17 protein-coding genes and 1 pseudogene are annotated in these 16,083 nt (G+C 53.2%); 7 read left to right on the plus strand and 11 right to left on the minus strand.

The window, feature by feature from the left end; genetic code table 11:
- Nucleotides 1-55: 55 nt before the first annotated feature.
- From A3OI_RS0105340 to A3OI_RS0105365, 6 genes are all read left to right on the plus strand, one after another.
- Nucleotides 56-1,042 carry an IS1595 family transposase gene (locus A3OI_RS0105340; RefSeq protein WP_407635515.1) on the plus strand — a complete coding sequence of 329 codons (987 nt, stop codon included), beginning with the start codon at nucleotides 56-58 and terminating at the stop codon, nucleotides 1,040-1,042.
- A 64-nt stretch (nucleotides 1,043-1,106) separates the two neighbouring features.
- A complete protein-coding gene (locus tag A3OI_RS0105345) occupies nucleotides 1,107-2,054 on the plus strand; it encodes a branched-chain amino acid ABC transporter permease (RefSeq protein WP_018403284.1) in 948 nt (315 codons plus the stop codon).
- Entirely contained in the window at nucleotides 2,051-2,839 is a 789-nt protein-coding gene (locus A3OI_RS0105350) for an ABC transporter ATP-binding protein (RefSeq protein ID WP_018403285.1), read from the plus strand. Before A3OI_RS0105345 ends, A3OI_RS0105350 begins: the two co-directional genes overlap by 4 nt.
- Nucleotides 2,836-3,540, plus strand: a complete 705-nt coding sequence (locus A3OI_RS0105355) for an ABC transporter ATP-binding protein (protein ID WP_018403286.1) — start codon at nucleotides 2,836-2,838, stop codon at nucleotides 3,538-3,540. Before A3OI_RS0105350 ends, A3OI_RS0105355 begins: the two co-directional genes overlap by 4 nt.
- 32 nt (nucleotides 3,541-3,572) lie before the next feature.
- Nucleotides 3,573-4,265, plus strand: coding sequence for a TetR/AcrR family transcriptional regulator (locus A3OI_RS0105360; RefSeq protein ID WP_018403287.1), 693 nt, complete (start codon nucleotides 3,573-3,575; stop codon nucleotides 4,263-4,265).
- Nucleotides 4,266-4,407: 142 nt separating this feature from the next.
- Nucleotides 4,408-4,650 carry an RNA recognition motif domain-containing protein gene (locus tag A3OI_RS0105365; RefSeq protein WP_018403288.1) on the plus strand — a complete coding sequence of 81 codons (243 nt, stop codon included), beginning with the start codon at nucleotides 4,408-4,410 and terminating at the stop codon, nucleotides 4,648-4,650.
- A 37-nt stretch (nucleotides 4,651-4,687) separates the two neighbouring features.
- Here A3OI_RS0105365 and A3OI_RS0105370 read toward each other — a convergent pair whose 3' ends face one another.
- The 7 genes from A3OI_RS0105370 to A3OI_RS23710 all read right to left on the minus strand — a co-directional run bounded on the left by A3OI_RS0105370 (nucleotide 4,688) and on the right by A3OI_RS23710 (nucleotide 10,106).
- A complete protein-coding gene (locus A3OI_RS0105370; protein ID WP_018403289.1) occupies nucleotides 4,688-5,686 on the minus strand; it encodes an LLM class flavin-dependent oxidoreductase in 999 nt (332 codons plus the stop codon).
- A 110-nt stretch (nucleotides 5,687-5,796) separates the two neighbouring features.
- Nucleotides 5,797-6,084: a YkgJ family cysteine cluster protein gene (locus A3OI_RS0105375; protein WP_018403290.1), complete on the minus strand. Its 288-nt coding sequence runs from the start codon at nucleotides 6,082-6,084 to the stop codon at nucleotides 5,797-5,799.
- Nucleotides 6,081-6,851: a hypothetical protein gene (locus A3OI_RS21070; RefSeq protein WP_051078068.1), complete on the minus strand. Its 771-nt coding sequence runs from the start codon at nucleotides 6,849-6,851 to the stop codon at nucleotides 6,081-6,083. Before A3OI_RS21070 ends, A3OI_RS0105375 begins: the two co-directional genes overlap by 4 nt.
- Before the next feature lie 7 nt (nucleotides 6,852-6,858).
- Nucleotides 6,859-7,233, minus strand: a complete 375-nt coding sequence (locus tag A3OI_RS23700; protein WP_051078069.1) for a hypothetical protein — start codon at nucleotides 7,231-7,233, stop codon at nucleotides 6,859-6,861.
- The gene (locus tag A3OI_RS0105385) at nucleotides 7,230-9,302 is read right to left on the minus strand and encodes a DDE-type integrase/transposase/recombinase (RefSeq protein WP_026224018.1); all 2,073 of its coding nucleotides are present in this window, start codon (nucleotides 9,300-9,302) and stop codon (nucleotides 7,230-7,232) included. The genes A3OI_RS23700 and A3OI_RS0105385 overlap by 4 nt, the downstream gene beginning before the upstream one ends.
- Nucleotides 9,286-9,600 carry a TnsA endonuclease C-terminal domain-containing protein gene (locus tag A3OI_RS23705; protein WP_228702899.1) on the minus strand — a complete coding sequence of 105 codons (315 nt, stop codon included), beginning with the start codon at nucleotides 9,598-9,600 and terminating at the stop codon, nucleotides 9,286-9,288. The genes A3OI_RS0105385 and A3OI_RS23705 overlap by 17 nt, the downstream gene beginning before the upstream one ends.
- Nucleotides 9,594-10,106 (minus strand): TnsA endonuclease N-terminal domain-containing protein, encoded by a 513-nt coding sequence (locus tag A3OI_RS23710; RefSeq protein WP_228702900.1) that lies wholly within the window; start codon nucleotides 10,104-10,106, stop codon nucleotides 9,594-9,596. The genes A3OI_RS23705 and A3OI_RS23710 overlap by 7 nt, the downstream gene beginning before the upstream one ends.
- A gap of 126 nt (nucleotides 10,107-10,232) precedes the next feature.
- Between A3OI_RS23710 and A3OI_RS23715 the strand changes: the two are divergent.
- A pseudogene (locus A3OI_RS23715) lies at nucleotides 10,233-10,962 on the plus strand (glycine betaine ABC transporter substrate-binding protein).
- A 516-nt stretch (nucleotides 10,963-11,478) separates the two neighbouring features.
- Here the strand turns inward: A3OI_RS23715 and A3OI_RS0105400 are convergent.
- The 4 genes from A3OI_RS0105400 to glmU form a co-directional block, all read right to left on the minus strand.
- Nucleotides 11,479-12,012, minus strand: coding sequence for a GNAT family N-acetyltransferase (locus A3OI_RS0105400; protein ID WP_018403292.1), 534 nt, complete (start codon nucleotides 12,010-12,012; stop codon nucleotides 11,479-11,481).
- Complete coding sequence (locus A3OI_RS0105405) at nucleotides 11,963-12,298, minus strand: type II toxin-antitoxin system TacA family antitoxin (protein WP_018403293.1); 336 nt, start codon at nucleotides 12,296-12,298, stop codon at nucleotides 11,963-11,965. Before A3OI_RS0105405 ends, A3OI_RS0105400 begins: the two co-directional genes overlap by 50 nt.
- 389 nt (nucleotides 12,299-12,687) lie before the next feature.
- Nucleotides 12,688-14,520: a glutamine--fructose-6-phosphate transaminase (isomerizing) gene (glmS, locus tag A3OI_RS0105410; protein WP_018403294.1), complete on the minus strand. Its 1,833-nt coding sequence runs from the start codon at nucleotides 14,518-14,520 to the stop codon at nucleotides 12,688-12,690.
- Nucleotides 14,521-14,599: 79 nt separating this feature from the next.
- Nucleotides 14,600-15,964, minus strand: coding sequence for a bifunctional UDP-N-acetylglucosamine diphosphorylase/glucosamine-1-phosphate N-acetyltransferase GlmU (gene glmU, locus A3OI_RS0105415; protein ID WP_018403295.1), 1,365 nt, complete (start codon nucleotides 15,962-15,964; stop codon nucleotides 14,600-14,602).
- Nucleotides 15,965-16,083 lie beyond the last annotated feature (119 nt).

The following is a 16,083-nucleotide window of genomic DNA, read 5'->3' on the forward strand; positions in this document are numbered from 1 at the left end:
AACCATGCCTATCCGGTTCGTTGCCAAAGTGAGAAATCGATGCTAATTTATGCCGATGGACCAGCGCGGCTTCCCGACTTCGATCCCGGAATTTCAGCGGGCGTTTCCCGATGACGCAGCTTGCGCGCGCTACCTTGAACACCTTCGCTGGCCGGATGGGTTCGCCTGCCCGAGGTGCGGCGCCGTCGACGCGCCCTACCGTTTCTCCAAGCGCCAAACCGTTGTTTTGCGCTGCCGGCATTGCCAATCCAATATCTCGCTTACCGCTGGGACGGCCATGCACGGCAGTCGCATGGCCTTGTCGACTTGGTTCTGGGGTGCCTACCTGATGACGACGCAGACGCCGGGGATGTCGGCCGTGCAGTTCCAGCGTCAGCTTGGGCTGTCGCGCTATGAGACCGCCTTTCAGATCTTGCACAAATTGCGCGCCAGCATGATCCGCCCCGACCGCGACACCGTTGGAACCGAGTGGCCAGTCGAGGTTGACGAGACTTTGGTCGGCGGTCGCACCCGCGGCGAAGGACGCGGAATCCACCACAAAGCCTTGGTGGCAGGGGCAATCGAGGTCCGCCAGCGGTCGATGGACACGGCCGGGCGAAAGCACCGAAACACGCACTACGCTGGCAGATTGCGGCTGAGTGTCGTGGCTGACCGGGAAGGCGCGACGCTGACGAGGTTCGTGCAGGAGAACGTCGTGGTGAAAGCGGTGGTGCGCACGGACGGATGGGGCGGGTACGGAAATCTGGCGAGCTTGGGCTACGCCCATGAGGCGATAACGCTCAATGGCGATGGCACCAAAACTGACGCCCACCTTCCTGCGATCCATATCGCATTCTCCAATCTCAAGACCTGGTTGATGGGCACTCACCATGGCGTCAGTAAGCAGCATCTACAAGCGTATCTCAACGAGTTCACGTTCCGTTTCAACCGGCGTTTCTACCCAATGACGGCCTTCAACTCCATCCTCGGCCTGGCTTCTCATACCGAAGCACCAACCTACGATTCGCTTTATCACGGTTCGTGGATTCACCCAGGAGCATAAATTGGCAACGAACCGGATAGGCATGGTTCAAACCTAATGGCATCATGGGCAAAGGGGCAGCGGCATGAAGATCAAGATTTTATGGGCCTTGCTGACTTTGGTGATTGCGGGGCTGATTGCGGTGCCTTGGATTGTCTCTTACTTTTATATTTTCATTTTTACCGAAATTCTTATTCTAGGCTTGTTCGCAGTCAGTTTTAATCTGATTTTTGGCTATACAGGAATGCTGAGTTTCGGGCATGCGGCCTTCTTCGGTATCGGCTCCTACGCTATGGCACTGATGCTAATACATCTGGAGTGGCCGTTCGTTGTCAGCCTACTGGTATCCATGGGTGCCTCCGCGCTATTGGCCTTGATCATTGGTTTTTTCTGCGTTCGGCTGAATGAAGTGTATTTCGCCATGTTGACTCTGGCCTTTGGCATGATGGTTTTTGCTATTGCATACCAATGGCGCTCAGTCACCAATGGCAGTGACGGGCTAGCGGGCTTTTCCCTGGGCTCATTCGGGCTCGGGCTTGATCTGACTCTGGCGAATCCAGCTGTCTACTATCACGTGGTGCTAGCCATTGTTGTTATTGCCTCGGCGGTGCTATATCTGATTTGTCGTAGTTCATTCGGCATGATTCTGAGAGCTATTCGCCAGAATCATGAGCGGGTGTCATTTGCCGGCCTGAATGTGCGCACTTATCGGTTGGTGGCTTTTGTGATTGCAGGCTCTTTTGCTGGCTTGGCAGGTGGTCTAATGGCTCCGTTCCTTCGAGTTGCGAGCCCTGAACTGCTGCATTGGTCGATGTCTGCAGAGCCGATACTAATGGCTATCCTGGGTGGCACAGGCTACTTCTTAGGACCGTTCGTTGGCTCGGCGGTGTTTGTACTGCTGGAAACCTGGATAACCAGCTTTACCGAGTCCTGGATGCTTGTTCTCGGTATTATTCTCGCCCTGATGGTCATTTTCTTCCGCAAGGGCTTACTGGGTACCGTCCTTGACTGGTGGATGGAGATAAAGAAATGATTAATCCAATTCTCACCATATCGAACCTTACCAAACGTTTTGGTGGAAACGCTGCGGTTTCGAGCATCAATCTGGACGTCATGCGGAAGGAGACCATGGCTATCATTGGCCCCAACGGCGCGGGCAAGACAACGTTTTACAACATGGTTTCTGGCCGGATGCAGCCCTCTGAGGGCAATATCACGCTTGATGGTAAAGACATCACTGGCCTGCCACCCCATAAAATTAGCAGATTGGGAATTTCACGTTCTTTCCAGATCAACAACATTTTTCCTGAGATGACGGTCCAAGAAAACGTTGAAGTGGTGTTGTCGGCTTTTCATGGCCACAGTCGCAAGCTGTTTAATATTGCGTCTCGAAACACCGGTATTCAGCAGGAAGCGGTAGAGCTCCTCAAGCGCCTGGGTGTCGATAGCCTCAAGGATCAACGTGCCGAGGTCATCAGTTATGGCGACAAGCGTCTGTTAGAAATAGCGATGGTTCTGGCGACGCGTCCAAAATTGGTTCTGCTGGACGAGCCAACGGCAGGAATGACGCCGGAGGAAACCCGACGAACCACAAGACTGATCAAAAGTCTGGCAGACAGTGGTGACTATACGTTCCTCATCACCGAGCATGATATGGATGTGGTCTTCGATTTAGCGGATCGCATTCTCGTCATGCACCGTGGTGAAAAATTGTTTGCAGGCACTCCAGCGGAAGTGAAGAGCCATCCTGAGGTTCGGCGTGCCTACTTGGGTGAAGACGAAGACGAAGACGAAGTGACCGAGGAGACCGGCGCATGATTCTTGATGTTCGCAATATCCAGACGTTCTATGGCGAAAGCCAAGCGCTTCAGGGCGTTACTCTTCAACTGGAAGAGGGTGAGACGGTTTGTCTACTCGGCCGGAACGGAGCCGGAAAGAGTACAACACTGAAAAGTATTATTGGTTTAACACCTCCGCGATCTGGTGAGGTGATCTTTAACGGCAAGCGAATTCAGGGTTTGCCGCCGCACCGAATTGCCCGTTCAGGCATTGGTTATGTGCCGGAGGATCGCCGGATTTTTCCCAGCCTGAGCGTCCGGGACAACCTCGAAGTGGCCGCTTATCAGCGCAAGGGAAGTGCCGCCCGTTGGACAGTGGATAATATCCTCAAGAAATACGAAATGTTGGGAGAGCGAGAAGATCAAGACGGAGCTACTTTGTCTGGCGGACAGCAGCAAATGCTGGCAGTAGCTCGGTCGTTGATGACTCAGCCAAGGCTGCTGTTGCTGGATGAACCCAATGAGGGACTGGCCCCGGTTATTGTGCAGCAGATTGGGGAGTTGATTGACGATCTTAGTCAGACCACGACCATACTGTTCACTGACCAGAGTGTTCGATTCGCACTGAAACATGCCCGGAAAGCCTACATTCTGGAAAAGGGGCAGGTTGTCCATCAGGCCACTAGTGACGAACTGCGAGCTGACCAGGCCACTCAGGAAAGGTTCTTGTCGGTCGCGTAATCTGGATTGGAATAATCGCTGTAGGAGCGGATATGATTGAAAATTATGAAGCGTTTCGCGGCGAATTGAGCCTGTCGAAGGAGGATGTGATCCGTGATGTTTACCGTCAAAACAAAGACCGCATAAGCATTAAAAAGGAGGCAACTGCGGTCAAAAACCTGACACGGATTATTGAGTCAACCCTTCGACTGGCCAATTCCAAGGGTTTTCATGCGATGACATTGAGAGATTTGTGCGCCGATTCAGGGATGAGCATGGGCGGGCTATACGCCTACATTAGCAACAAAGCCGACCTGATTCATTTGATTCAAAGCCACGGTTTTATTATCACGCGCCGGACTCTTCTTCATTACACAAGCCAGGTCGAGGATATACGCGATCGATTGTTTGCCGCCATCAAGGCCCATCTATATCTGAGCGAACAAATGCGAGCCTGGTTCTACTTTTCCTACATGGAAGCAAAGAGTCTACCGGCTCCACAAAAGCGTGACGCTATTGCGATCGAACTTGAAATTGAAGAGATCTTTCTGGATTTGATTGAAGATGGCATCAAAAAAAAAATATACGGCGCAAAAAACGCGCGTTTAGTTTCCCTAATGACAAAGGCCTTGTTGCAGGATTGGTATTTGAAGCGCCGAAAATATCGTGATCAAGGCGTTGGCGTCGACGACTACGCTGTATTTGTCCGGGATGTGATTGAAAGCTATTTGCTCTGGAAACGCTGAGTCTTCCGCGTAAGCACGCTTACATCAACGGCAAAAAGACTCCCCAAAAACGCAAAGTTAACTGCGGCGCTTGTTCTTATCCAGCCATGCTGAAACAATCGCGGGAATAACTTTCTATCACCCCCTATCACTGTGGCTTACCATGCAACTATTAATTCGTAATCTCGCCCGCACCACCACCGAACAGGAAATCCGCGAGCTGTTTGAGGCACACGGCACCGTAACCGAATGCACTCTGGTTCTGGATAAAGAAACCGGCAAATCAAAAGGGTTCGGTTTCGTGGAGATGCCCGATGCAAAACAGGCGAAACTGGCCAAGGCAAAGTTGCACGAGACCCGTCTGGGCACCAACAAAATACGAGTAAAAACGGCTCAGGAAAAATAGCAAGCCGGGGCTTTATGGCCAGAATTTTAAGACCCGGCTAATTCTTGAGAGCAGCCAGAATCTCAAACGAACGCAAGCGGTCTTGCTGGTTATAAAGATCGCAGGTGAAAAGAAGCTCATCCGCCTGGGTGTGCTGCAAAAGCGTTTGCAGTTTTTGTTTGATGGTGTCGCCACTGCCAATCATCGCCAGGCCCAGAAAATCTCGCACGGTTTGCTCTTCCTGGGGATGCCACAGGCCATCCATGCTCGCCACTGGCGGGCGCATCTTCAGGCTCTGGCCACGGATTAACGACAGTATGCGTTGATAGGTGGTGGTGGCCAACAACTCGGCTTGCTCATCGGTGTCGGCCGCAACCAAGGGCACACCCAGCATTACATAGGGCTTGTCCAACAATTCCGACGGCTGAAACTGGCTGCGGTATATGTCTATAGCCTGCATCATCATGCGCGGCGCAAAATGCGACGCAAAGGCGTAAGGCAAACCCTTCTTTGCCGCCAGTTGTGCGCTGAACAAGCTGGAACCCAACAACCAGATCGGCACGTTGCTGTCCACACCCGGCATAGCCACAACCTTTTGGCCTGGCTGGCGCGGCCCCAGAAATGCCTGCAGCTCTTCCACGTCCGCAGGAAAGTCATCCACACTTCCGCTCAGGTGTTTGCGCAAAGCGCGGGATGTGAGCGGGTCAGTGCCAGGCGCGCGGCCCAAACCCAGGTCAATACGGCCAGGGTAAAGCGCTTCCAACGTGCCGAACTGTTCGGCGATCACGATGGGCGCGTGGTTTGGCAGCATCACACCCCCTGCTCCCACGCGCATTTTCTGCGTGCCCGCCGCCAGATAACCAATCACAACCGCGGTGGCCGAGCTAACAATGGCATCCATATTGTGGTGTTCGGCCACCCAGTAACGGTTGAAGCCTAACTGTTCCACATGTTTGGCCAGCGCCAGTGAACGATGTAAAGCCGGCGTTGCGCCTTCATCGTTGTCTTTTGTGGAGGCTAAATCCAATACTGAAAACGCCACTTCGTTTATGTTCATTGCCAGTCACCCTTTCACTTTATGCTGTCGCGATTTGAATAGCTCGCGTAATAGTAGCTAGTTATGACGATAACACACCCGCACAGGCAATAAGACTTACAGACGGGACACTAAGGAACGGCACGCTCGACTATGCACTCGTAGCCGCCCATTTCGAATTCACGGCAGATGAACGGGCGCTTCTGATAAATTGAGCAAGACATGGTGTGGCGGTCCAGCGCGGCGCACCAGCCGTCGTCCAGTCGGGCCATGGTGCGGCTGCCCCACTGGTCCGTTGCAATGAAGCGCTCTGGCACGCCGGTCTCTGTAATCAGCATGACTTCGAGGCGACAACAGCAAGCCTGACAGCTTGAGCAGCTGATGGTGCTGTCTGGCAGATTCTCGGCTTCAATCCTCATTGGAATGGGCCATTGTATTCTCCGCGAGCGTTGTGACTGAAGGTAAGCCACTGATCTGTTTTAAACACTAGGCCCGATTGCTGAACGGCATCCAGCATTTGTTCCTCGTTCGCCGCCTGGGAGTGCATAAAACGAAAATCGTCCGAGTCGAGAGTGTGCCACTCCTTTACTTTGATCGATTTGGTTTTTTGCTTTCTCTTCGCCGGTGGCGACTGCTCCAAAGACTGATACCAGTTCAGAATGATGGGCATCAGATCTTTAATCTGTAAGTCGGTGTGCTCTTCAAACGCTCTTTGGATCAGAGGTTCCAAAAAATCGGACTCGTAGCCCATATCAACCAGCATGTTATGCAACCGGATTGCCTGGTCGTTACCTCCGTACTGCACCGATTTTCGGATCTGATCCTTACTGGATTCCAGCAGGTTACTGAGTTCCAAAATTTTCTTATCAATATCCGGAATTGTGAGATCAGAATAGCGGGCTATTTTGCTGGGATCGCCCGACCGCAGTGCTTCCATCATGGGATGAATTGGTTTCAGCTCATCTTGATAGACCGCTGTCATGATGTTGGGCGTGATACGTTCCGTGCCCGTCACCACCGCTCGAATCTGGGATAGCACAAACAGCTTAATGACGACATCCATGATGCCCTGAGAAAGGTTGAACCACAGACCTCTCAGTTCATCGGAGATCTCCTCACTGGCTTTGGTCAACCACTGGTATTTCCAGAGTTTGCTCGTGAACGCGCCCCATTCGGTGCGCAGCACGTTTTCTTCAGGAGCAGGCTTGCTCAGAGGTTCCCATAATATCGCGCTCGTACCCGTTCTGTATATGGGCCGAGAGGTCTCCGGTCGCCAGGTTTCTTCCTACATACCCCTGGCGTAGCATAATCGAGATTTTGGATTCCAGCTCGATATGGCGTGCTAATGGCTGAAAGAAACCATCGAGTAGTTGGGAGATAATGTGAATTCTGGTTTCACCATCAAGGTAACTATCCGCCGGCCGGAGCTTTATGCTTCCTCTAAGCCCGACCTTTAGCTGTTTGCGCTCAAGGATGGGCGGCAACGCCTCAATCAATGGATTTCCCTGGTAGCCTGGAACCTCTGTCTTCCGGTAAACCGCACTCACCATTCCTGCGGGTAGTGTCATTCGTCGTCTCCAAACAGCTCGTCTATGAAGTCCGGGAAAGAGCCTTCATCCGGTTTTCCATGCAGGTAGGTTACCTCAGACTTCGGTTTGCTGTTGTCAGGCTGGCGTGCTTTTGTTTGCTCAGTTCTCTGAGCATCCCGCTCTTGCTTTCGATTATCGCGTATGCCCCTGACTGTCGCCGCTTTGGATTGTTTGAATACTGTGGGGCGTGAACGTTCAGCGTCTTTGATGGTTCGGCTGACCAGGTTTTCGAGGTCTCGCTTGCTTGTTGTTTCAGCAACCTTTGCGGTGCTGGCAGCTTGCCGTTGCTGCTCCTGACTGGCCCACAGCTCCCACATCGACTTGCCTCGATACTGGCGTGAACGATCAGTCAGAGCGCACACCCAGTATTCTGAGCTGCCATCTTCAGGGAAAAGATAGATATGATCAGCAACTGCGGGATCATAGGCAGCACGCAGGTTAGTTACCCTGCGCTCACCGTTGCGATGCAGCCAACCGGATGCCAACAGCTCTTTCGATGTGTAGTAAGCACCAAAACAGCTCACCCCCAGATCGGACAAATAGACTTTTTGCCTTGGCAATAAGGCAAGTCGTAGAGCGTCTTCAGATACATTTCTCAGTCGGCCGGTACGGTATTGTATGCCCCAGTTCCAAATGTTGAGCGGGGTTAATGCCATATCATTGGGCATATCCGCATCACGATCATATTTTGGCAGCACAGCGTACTGATTCCGGTGCAGAATGGAGGCGAGCATAATGCGCGTAAAGTCTTCCAGTGTCAGCGTTGCATCCAATCGATAATCCTTGCCTCCCTGCTTTCTGACTTTTGTGCCGGTCACAACGCCAGGAGCAAACGGTTTGAACTCGGCCTGCAGAGTGCGGAAGTAGCGCTCGACAATGCCTTTCGCATCGCCCCGGAAAGGTGGGGTGATTTCTATCCGGACACCGAAAGCTTTTTCCAGTGACTCTATCTGGTAGCCCAGCAATTCACCTCGATCCGCTAGGATCGCATCGGGTATCCCAACGGTGGGCCATTGCTCACTGGTAATTTCAAGACCATACCGACCACACAGATCGGTCTTATCAGACATCGAGGTGACCAAAGCACCCATGGCCGTCACATAGGACGGATTTTCCAGCCCAACATAAAAGCCTGTTACCATCCGGCTGAAGACATCGACCACTACGTATAACGTGGGGCGGCCAATTACGTTGTGTCGATCGGCCGACAAGAGGTAGATGTCGGCAATTGTCGCGTCGATTTCATATCTTGATCCTGGGCCCAGTACGCCAGCCGTGGCGGTACCAATTAATGGGCGGACGTCCTTTTGGTAGGTTATTCTGTTGGTACGTAAACGAATCCGATCAGCTTTCTTGTACTCACGTTCATAGAAGTACCGGAGTTGAATCACCGTTGGGTAATCCTCTCGGTGCACATCTGGATTTGCCGCCTCAAACATATCCATGAATTTTCTGTGGGCATAGGGCAAGGCGCGCCCCTTATCATTGACGTAATGCCGATCAAGTACGATGCGGAACATTCCCTCAATAGACGAATCAACTGTAATGCCAGTGCCTGGGGCCGTTTTTCGGGGCCGCCCCAGTTTCTTCTTGGAAGTTTTCTTCTGGTCTTTTCCACCGGACTTGCTGTAATCCGGTAACAGCGCGTTGGGTATTGCCCCCCGCTGCCAATATTGTCGAAGATTCTTGTAGAGGGTTTTTCGTGGCGTACCAGTTTCGTCACTACGGGCTTGCACCAACTGCCCCCTGCCGCTGCGATAATAAATCTCTTCGTCAGCCAGCAACGGCGCGATCAGTTCATTTCGTTCATCGCGGATTTTCTGGGCATTGGCCCCCTGCTGAACAGGAATAGTTGCGAGATAGGAAAAAGGATCGTCTAATTTCCGCAGGGACTCATCAAGTATCCACTGCTCAATTTGGTCTGTTGTGACAACTTCCGGAAAAGCTTTGGCTGAATCAATATTAATCCAAATGACAAAATTTCCAGACATCGTCAGTATCCGGTACCGCTCATCCCCCATCTGAATGACATCATTGATTCGCTGCATAACTCGCCCTCAACAATGTTATGTCCTCAACAACCTGAAGATCTCGCGCTACCAATCGACTCCAGGGAGTTGAGATATCAAATGTCAGTGCCCTTAGAGCCATCAACGCTCGTAATCGCGCCAGGGAGGTGCCGGCTTCCAGCGAATAGGACCGGTCAATCAACATTCCGATATCCGGGAGCTTGGTATTGGGGTTAGCTTCCAGAGAGTCGACGTAGACGGGAAGGCTGTTAAACAGTATCTCCAGACTCTCACTTTGGACTCTGGCGGAATAAAGAATGTCCAGATTTTTCACCACGGTTTTGGGGATCTGCTTTTCAGTGAGTAGATACCAGGAAATGCCCTTCTTTTCCAATAGCGGCGCTCAAGCTCCAGCTTTTCGACAGTTCGTGGGTCTTTAAGATCAGAGGAATCTTTAACCTGAATAGCCAATCGCTCAGGCCCGGACGGCGCGAAGAGATCAACAACAAAATCGGAGGACATGATCTTTGTATACCCGCCCACTTCAGGGTGCCGAATGTTGGCTTCTTCAGCAAGAATCAGAGTGTCTTCTAAACGGAGGGGGAATTGCTCGCGGATGTCAGTGACGGCTGGATTCCACTCCAGCAAAAGAAAGGCCGCCAGTTCCATGTCAGAGAGAAGGTGATGAGTCCGTTGCGTAAGATGGCCCATCACCCGATGTGAACGGCCTCGGGAAGATAGATCTCTGACAGTGAGCCAGGGGTGGTAGTCCTTGCCGTTCCCGCTGCCTCTTCCTTCTTTGATCCACTTCTGGACACGTTTTTCGAGCTTGTAATCGGTCATTCCCTAGATTCCTGGAAAGAATGACCTGACTTTGCCACAACGTTCGTGAGTTACCAACTTTATTACAAAGTTACCAACTCTTTTAAGTTGTTACCAACTTTATTATGATCCCACACCGTGGCCAACATGTGGAAGATCATCCTTGAGCAAGAGCACGATTATGACATCGAGCTATCCGATATCGGAAAGAGCGTTCTCTACAGTGGCCTGGCCAACGAGGACGTCGATATCTCCATGGAGATCTGGCTGCCTACCACCGATGCCTCCTTCCTCGCGCCTTACGAGGATGAAATTGATGTACACGATGTCTGGTACGAAGGCACTGCCCTGGGCTTGGTGGTGCCGAGCTACGCCGAGATCGACACCATTCCCGAGCTTGGCGAGAACGCCGAGGCGTATGAATACCAGGGTAGATCGGCCATCCTTGGCATCGGTCCCGGCTCGGCCATCGCCAGCCTGACCGACGATGCCATCGACGCCTACGAGTTGCCATTTAATCAGGTCAACAGTTCGGGCCCGGCGATGATGGCGGCGCTAGACGCGTGAGAAACCGATCGTCGTCACGCTGTGGAGCCCGCACTGGGCCTTCGCCGAGTACGACCTCAAGTACCTGGAGGACCCCGAGGGTGTCTATGGCGAGAGCGATGACATTCACTGGATGTCGCGCAAGGACTTCGCTGACGAGGATCCATGGCTCACCGCCGTGCTCAATGACTGGTACATGGACGATGACACTCTGGGTGGCCTGATGGCGGAAATCGAGCAGACCGGTGATCCGGTGGAGGGCGCCCAGACCTGGATCGACGAGAATCGCAATCTGATCGACGAATGGGTGGCGGCTGGCGACGCTGACTGATCCCGCATTGAATATGATACCGGCACCCCAGAAACGTCACGGCCTCATGTCGCTAATAAAAGGTAGCTGAAGGATTGTCGATGTTTCCGGAATATGGTCAGGCAGCCAATGGTTGGCTGCCTGACCATCCACCCCCAATCCATACTGTCGCAAAAATTGCGAAGACCAGGTGGCTGACACGGTCTCAGAGATAGCTGTGTGGTCAACCTGGGACTGCCCACCTGGACCGAGATCTTGTAAGTAGTGGGGGCTCAAGTTCAAAGATAGTCGTGCTTTACTTAGGCGAAACCAACCCCGGCCCAGCTCTATCATCAGTCGCATCGTGATGTGAATGACACCTTGCAGCAAGCGATGTGGATGGCCTCTAGATGTTTGATGGTCAAGGGCGAATGAATCCGAATCCGTTGTCCGATCAGGAGATCCGGGATCTGGCCCGATCCGGCAAACCCTACGCACATGCGTTTCAGAGCATTCCCGGTGGCGAAACGCGTTAGCAATGGAAACGACCTCCTTGACTCACGGATCACCTAGCGTCTGTGCGATGGCATCGCAGATATCAATAGGAAGCCAAAGCTTTAGGCCGCTCTCATCGATAATCTCGAAATCATCACCGCCCCGGCTAAGGTAAAACGCCTTCGCGTCATTGTCTTTTGCGTCAATCACCAAGCCGACACCCCCGACTCTTTTGGAGGTCTCTGATGCTTCTTTGATCGCAAAGGTGAGAAGGCGCTTTCCGTAGCTGGAGCCCTTGTATCGATTGTCGACGGCCATTTTTGCAAGGAGTAAGGCAGGGACAGGATTTTTCAGTTTCCGCGCAGGCTTGCACTCAACGGGTAGGTCAACGGTTGTGTAGGTTAGCGTGATGTACGCCATGATCGTGTTTGGATCGGAGGGGGCTTCTATCACGAATGTTCGGGTTATTCGCTTGTCAGATGAAGCTCTGGCGCTGTGAGCCAGGAATTCATTCAGGTCAGCATAACCGCAATCAAAAGCTTTGCGGTTATGGCGTTTCTGGATCGGCGTGAGCCTCGTTTGTTGCGTTAGTGTCATTTACGGACTCCTTGTAGTCGAGCGCATCCTGCATGAGCTTGCTCGATGGCTTCCGAGGTTTCCGATCCAAGATTTCCAGCATCCTATTTCCTGTCTCAACAGAAACCCGAATGCGGGTAATCCGATCCACCACTTCTTCAGCTTTTGAGCGGGCTGAATCAATGAGAAACTGGCTCATTGTCATCCCAGATAGCTCAGCAGCTTGCGCGATAAATTGCTGCGTTTGTGTATCCACTCGTGCGACGAGACGGGGATCTTTACCCGCCTGATTAGTCTGAGTTTTCATTTCCTTGCTCCCGCTATTTATATGACTTCCCGACCGAGCGTTTTTTCTTAAATGGCCCTTATTGGTCAGTGTTGGAAACGATGATAACAAGAGTTCTCATCTATGTCAATTTGTGTGACAAAACGGCACACAGGGTTTGGGGCTGTGGACTTGAAGAGGTCCAGCCTTCGGCCTTCAACGACCAGGTGTGTTGCTCTGGTGCGTTAAATTAATTGGAAGCGCCTGCAACCTTCTGTGGAAGGCGCTAAAAAATAAAGTTGGTAACTTTGTCCCAGCATTACACTCCTTATCGACAGCAGATCAGTGGCTTACCCCATTAGTTACCAACTTTATTACCTTGTTACCAACTTTATTATCACGCCACAACCGTTGGCAGCTGCGATCTTTGCCTACTCCACCGTAACACTCTTCGCCAGATTTCGAGGCTGGTCCACGTCAGTACCTTTCAACACGGCAACGTGATACGACAGCAACTGCAAAGGCACGGTGTAAACGATGGGCGCGGTAATCTCGTGTACCGACGGCAGTGACAACACGTGCAGGCCTTCTTCCGCTTTTACATTGGCTTGAGAGTCGGCAAACACAAACAGCTCACCGCCGCGGGCGCGGACTTCTTCAAGGTTGGACTTGAGCTTTTCCAGCATAGCGTTGTTCGGGGCGACGGTGACGACCGGCATGTCGCTGTCTACCAGCGCCAGCGGGCCATGTTTGAGCTCGCCAGCCGGATAGGCTTCGGCGTGTATGTAGGAAATTTCTTTCAGTTTCAGCGCACCTTCCAGCGCCACCGGGAACAAAGAGCCACGGCCCAGGAACAGGCTGTGGACTTTGTCCAAAAAGGCGCCAGACAGCTCGGCGATGGCGCTGTCTAAAGCCAACACCTGTTCGACCTGTCCCGGCACCTTATGAAGCGCCTCTACGATTTCGGCTTCGCGCTCTTCAGTCAGGCCGTTGTGGCGCGCCAACGCCAGAGTGAAAATCAGCAGCGCGGTGAGCTGGGTGGTAAAGGCTTTGGTGGAGGCCACACCAATTTCCGGCCCGGCCTGGGTCATCATCACCAAATCGGATTCGCGCACCAGCGAGCTGCCTGGCACGTTACAAATGGCCAAAGCGGCGCGAAAGCCGGCTTTTTTAGCCTGACGCAAGGCCGCCAGGGTATCAGCGGTTTCACCGGACTGGGAAATGCACAGGAACAGGGTGTCGGGCTGGATTACGTGTTTGCGATAGCGGAATTCGGACGCCACCTCCACTGAGCAGGGCACACCGGCCAGGTCTTCAATCCAGTAACGGGCCACCATGCCGGCGTGGTAACTGGTGCCACAGGCAATAATCTGCACGTGGCGCACATCCTTGAGCAGGTCTCCAGCGGACGTGCCCAGCGCTTGTTCCATCACTTTTTTGGCGGTCACCCGGCCTTCCATGGTGGCTTTGATCACCCGCGGCTGCTCAAAGATTTCCTTCAGCATGAAGTGACGATATTCGCCCTTATCAGCGGAATCGCTGCCGTGTTCAAAGCGACTCACTGTGCGTTCTACCACTTGCCCTTCGCGGTCGCGAATTTCCATGCGGTCGCGGCGAATGTCTGCCATATCGCCTTCTTCCAAAAACATGAAGCTGTCGGTTACCGGCAGCAGCGCAAGTTGGTCAGATGCGATGAAGTTCTCGCCGATGCCTACGCCAATCACCAGCGGACTGCCTTCGCGGCACACGACCATGTGATCGGGTTCATCGGCGTGTATGACCGCCAGGGCGTAAGCGCCTCGCAGATGGCTGATCGCCTGGCTAACCGCTTGATACAGATCGCCGTTGATGCGGTATTTTTTTTCGATCAGGTGGGCGATCACTTCGGTGTCGGTTTGCGAGGTAAATTCGAAGCCTTCAGCTTTCAGTTCCTCACGCAGGTCCTGATAGTTTTCGATAATGCCGTTGTGAACGATGGCAAGTCGGTCGCCAGACATGTGTGGATGGGCATTTATCTGCGAGGGCGCACCGTGGGTGGCCCAACGTGTATGGGCGATGCCCACAGGACCCGCCGGCGGATTGGCAGCAATAGCTTCAGCCAAAGCAGCCACTTTGCCCACTTCGCGGGCGCGATGCACCTGTGCTGCGGAGTCAATCACGGCCATACCTGCTGAATCGTAACCGCGGTATTCAAGGCGACGCAGTCCCTCAAGAAGTATGCCGTGAACGTCCCGTTCTGAAACCGCACCTACAATGCCACACATGCTGTTTGTCCTGTTCGTCGTAAAGTTTGTCGTGAAAACGGTGAAAAAAGTTCTGGAAAGCCGTAAAAAGCAATCGTGCTCAGTGTTTTTTCGGCTGTTCCCAGCCGGGTATATTGCGCTGGCGCCCGCGGGCAACCGCCAGTTCTTGCTCTGCGACATCGTTGGTGATGGTCGAGCCTGCGCCAACAGTGGCACCAGCGCCAATAGTGACCGGTGCTACCAAGGCACTGTTGGAACCGATAAACACGCCATCGCCCAACACCGTCTGGAACTTGTTCACACCATCATAGTTGCAGGTGATGGTACCGGCACCCACGTTCACGCCAGCACCCAGCGTAGCATCGCCGATGTAGCTAAGGTGGTTAATTTTGCTGCCTTCACCCAGGATGGTTTTCTTGGTCTCAACAAAATTACCCACTTTGGTGTTGGCCGCTAACTGTGTACCCGGCCGCAAGCGCGCAAAGGGTCCAACTTGGGCATTTTCACCCACGCTGGCTTGCTCGATCACGCTGTGAGCGTGAATCTGCGCGCCGTCAGCTATGGTCGCATCGGTGATCACACAGCCGGGGCCAATAGACACATGGCTACCCAGGGTCACCTTACCAATAAACACCACGTTGACATCAATCAGCACGTCGTTACCAATGCTAAGTTCACCACGCACGTCTACCCGCGCCGGGTCCGCCAAGGTGGCTCCTTCTGTCATCAGGCGTTCGGCTTCGCGGTTTTGATACCAGCGCTCAAGCTCAGCCAACTGCACACGGTTGTTCACGCCTTGTACTTCAAACGCATTGCTCGGTTGAGCAACGCTGACCGTCATACCTGCCTCCACCGCCATGGCGATGATATCGGTCAGGTAGTATTCACCTTGGGCGTTGCTACTGGAAAGCTGTGGCAACCAGGTTTTCAGATGGCGAGCACTGACGGCAAGGATGCCGGTGTTCACTTCGCAAATCGCCAGCTGTTCCGCACTGGCGTCTTTTTGTTCCACGATGGCTGTTACCTGGCCTGCACTGTTGCGCAGAATACGGCCGTAGCCCTGGGGGTTATCCAGAGTGACCGTTAGCAACCCGAGGGTTTTTTCATCCAGGTTCTGAACCAGGCCTTGCAGCGTGTCCGCCGTGGTCAGCGGTACATCGCCATAAAGTACGAGCACCCGCGCATCATCCGGTAAGTCTGGCAATGCCTGGGCAACGGCATGACCGGTGCCCAGGCATTGCTCCTGCATGACCCAGCTGACGTTATGGCCCGCAGAGGCGGCTTTGACCTGTTCGGCGCCATGACCAATCACCCCGTGAATCCCCGCCGCGCCCAAGGTTTTGGCAGTCACTATCACGTGGTGCAGCATGGATCGCCCGGCAACCTTGTGCAGCACCTTTGGCAGCGATGATTTCATCCGGGAGCCCTGGCCTGCGGCCAGAATAACAACGTGCAGCGGTAACATGAGGTAACTCATCCTTTGTGGTCAGACTCTGTTTAACAGTGATGCAGATAATAAAAAAGCCGCATCCTTGCAATGGGTGCCGGCATTGCACTCACCCAATACGGTGACACAACACCCGC

Origin of the sequence: Marinobacter gelidimuriae, from assembly GCF_000372805.1 — a bacterium.
Lineage (GTDB): Bacteria > Pseudomonadota > Gammaproteobacteria > Pseudomonadales > Oleiphilaceae > Marinobacter > Marinobacter gelidimuriae.

Excerpts from the sequence above, each read along its gene's own strand:
- A3OI_RS0105340 (WP_407635515.1), top strand. The coding sequence starts at position 56 with ATGGACCAGCGCGGCTTCCCGACTTCGATCCCGGAATTTCAGCGGGCG.
- A3OI_RS0105345 (WP_018403284.1), top strand. The coding sequence starts at position 1,107 with ATGAAGATCAAGATTTTATGGGCCTTGCTGACTTTGGTGATTGCGGGG.
- A3OI_RS0105350 (WP_018403285.1), top strand. The coding sequence starts at position 2,051 with ATGATTAATCCAATTCTCACCATATCGAACCTTACCAAACGTTTTGGT.
- A3OI_RS0105355 (WP_018403286.1), top strand. The coding sequence starts at position 2,836 with ATGATTCTTGATGTTCGCAATATCCAGACGTTCTATGGCGAAAGCCAA.
- A3OI_RS0105360 (WP_018403287.1), top strand. The coding sequence starts at position 3,573 with ATGATTGAAAATTATGAAGCGTTTCGCGGCGAATTGAGCCTGTCGAAG.
- A3OI_RS0105365 (WP_018403288.1), top strand. The coding sequence starts at position 4,408 with ATGCAACTATTAATTCGTAATCTCGCCCGCACCACCACCGAACAGGAA.
- A3OI_RS0105370 (WP_018403289.1), bottom strand. The coding sequence starts at position 5,686 with ATGAACATAAACGAAGTGGCGTTTTCAGTATTGGATTTAGCCTCCACA.
- A3OI_RS0105375 (WP_018403290.1), bottom strand. The coding sequence starts at position 6,084 with ATGAGGATTGAAGCCGAGAATCTGCCAGACAGCACCATCAGCTGCTCA.
- A3OI_RS23700 (WP_051078069.1), bottom strand. The coding sequence starts at position 7,233 with ATGACACTACCCGCAGGAATGGTGAGTGCGGTTTACCGGAAGACAGAG.
- A3OI_RS0105385 (WP_026224018.1), bottom strand. The coding sequence starts at position 9,302 with ATGCAGCGAATCAATGATGTCATTCAGATGGGGGATGAGCGGTACCGG.
- A3OI_RS23710 (WP_228702900.1), bottom strand. The coding sequence starts at position 10,106 with ATGACCGATTACAAGCTCGAAAAACGTGTCCAGAAGTGGATCAAAGAA.
- A3OI_RS0105400 (WP_018403292.1), bottom strand. The coding sequence starts at position 12,012 with ATGACACTAACGCAACAAACGAGGCTCACGCCGATCCAGAAACGCCAT.
- A3OI_RS0105405 (WP_018403293.1), bottom strand. The coding sequence starts at position 12,298 with ATGAAAACTCAGACTAATCAGGCGGGTAAAGATCCCCGTCTCGTCGCA.
- glmS (WP_018403294.1), bottom strand. The coding sequence starts at position 14,520 with ATGTGTGGCATTGTAGGTGCGGTTTCAGAACGGGACGTTCACGGCATA.
- glmU (WP_018403295.1), bottom strand. The coding sequence starts at position 15,964 with ATGTTACCGCTGCACGTTGTTATTCTGGCCGCAGGCCAGGGCTCCCGG.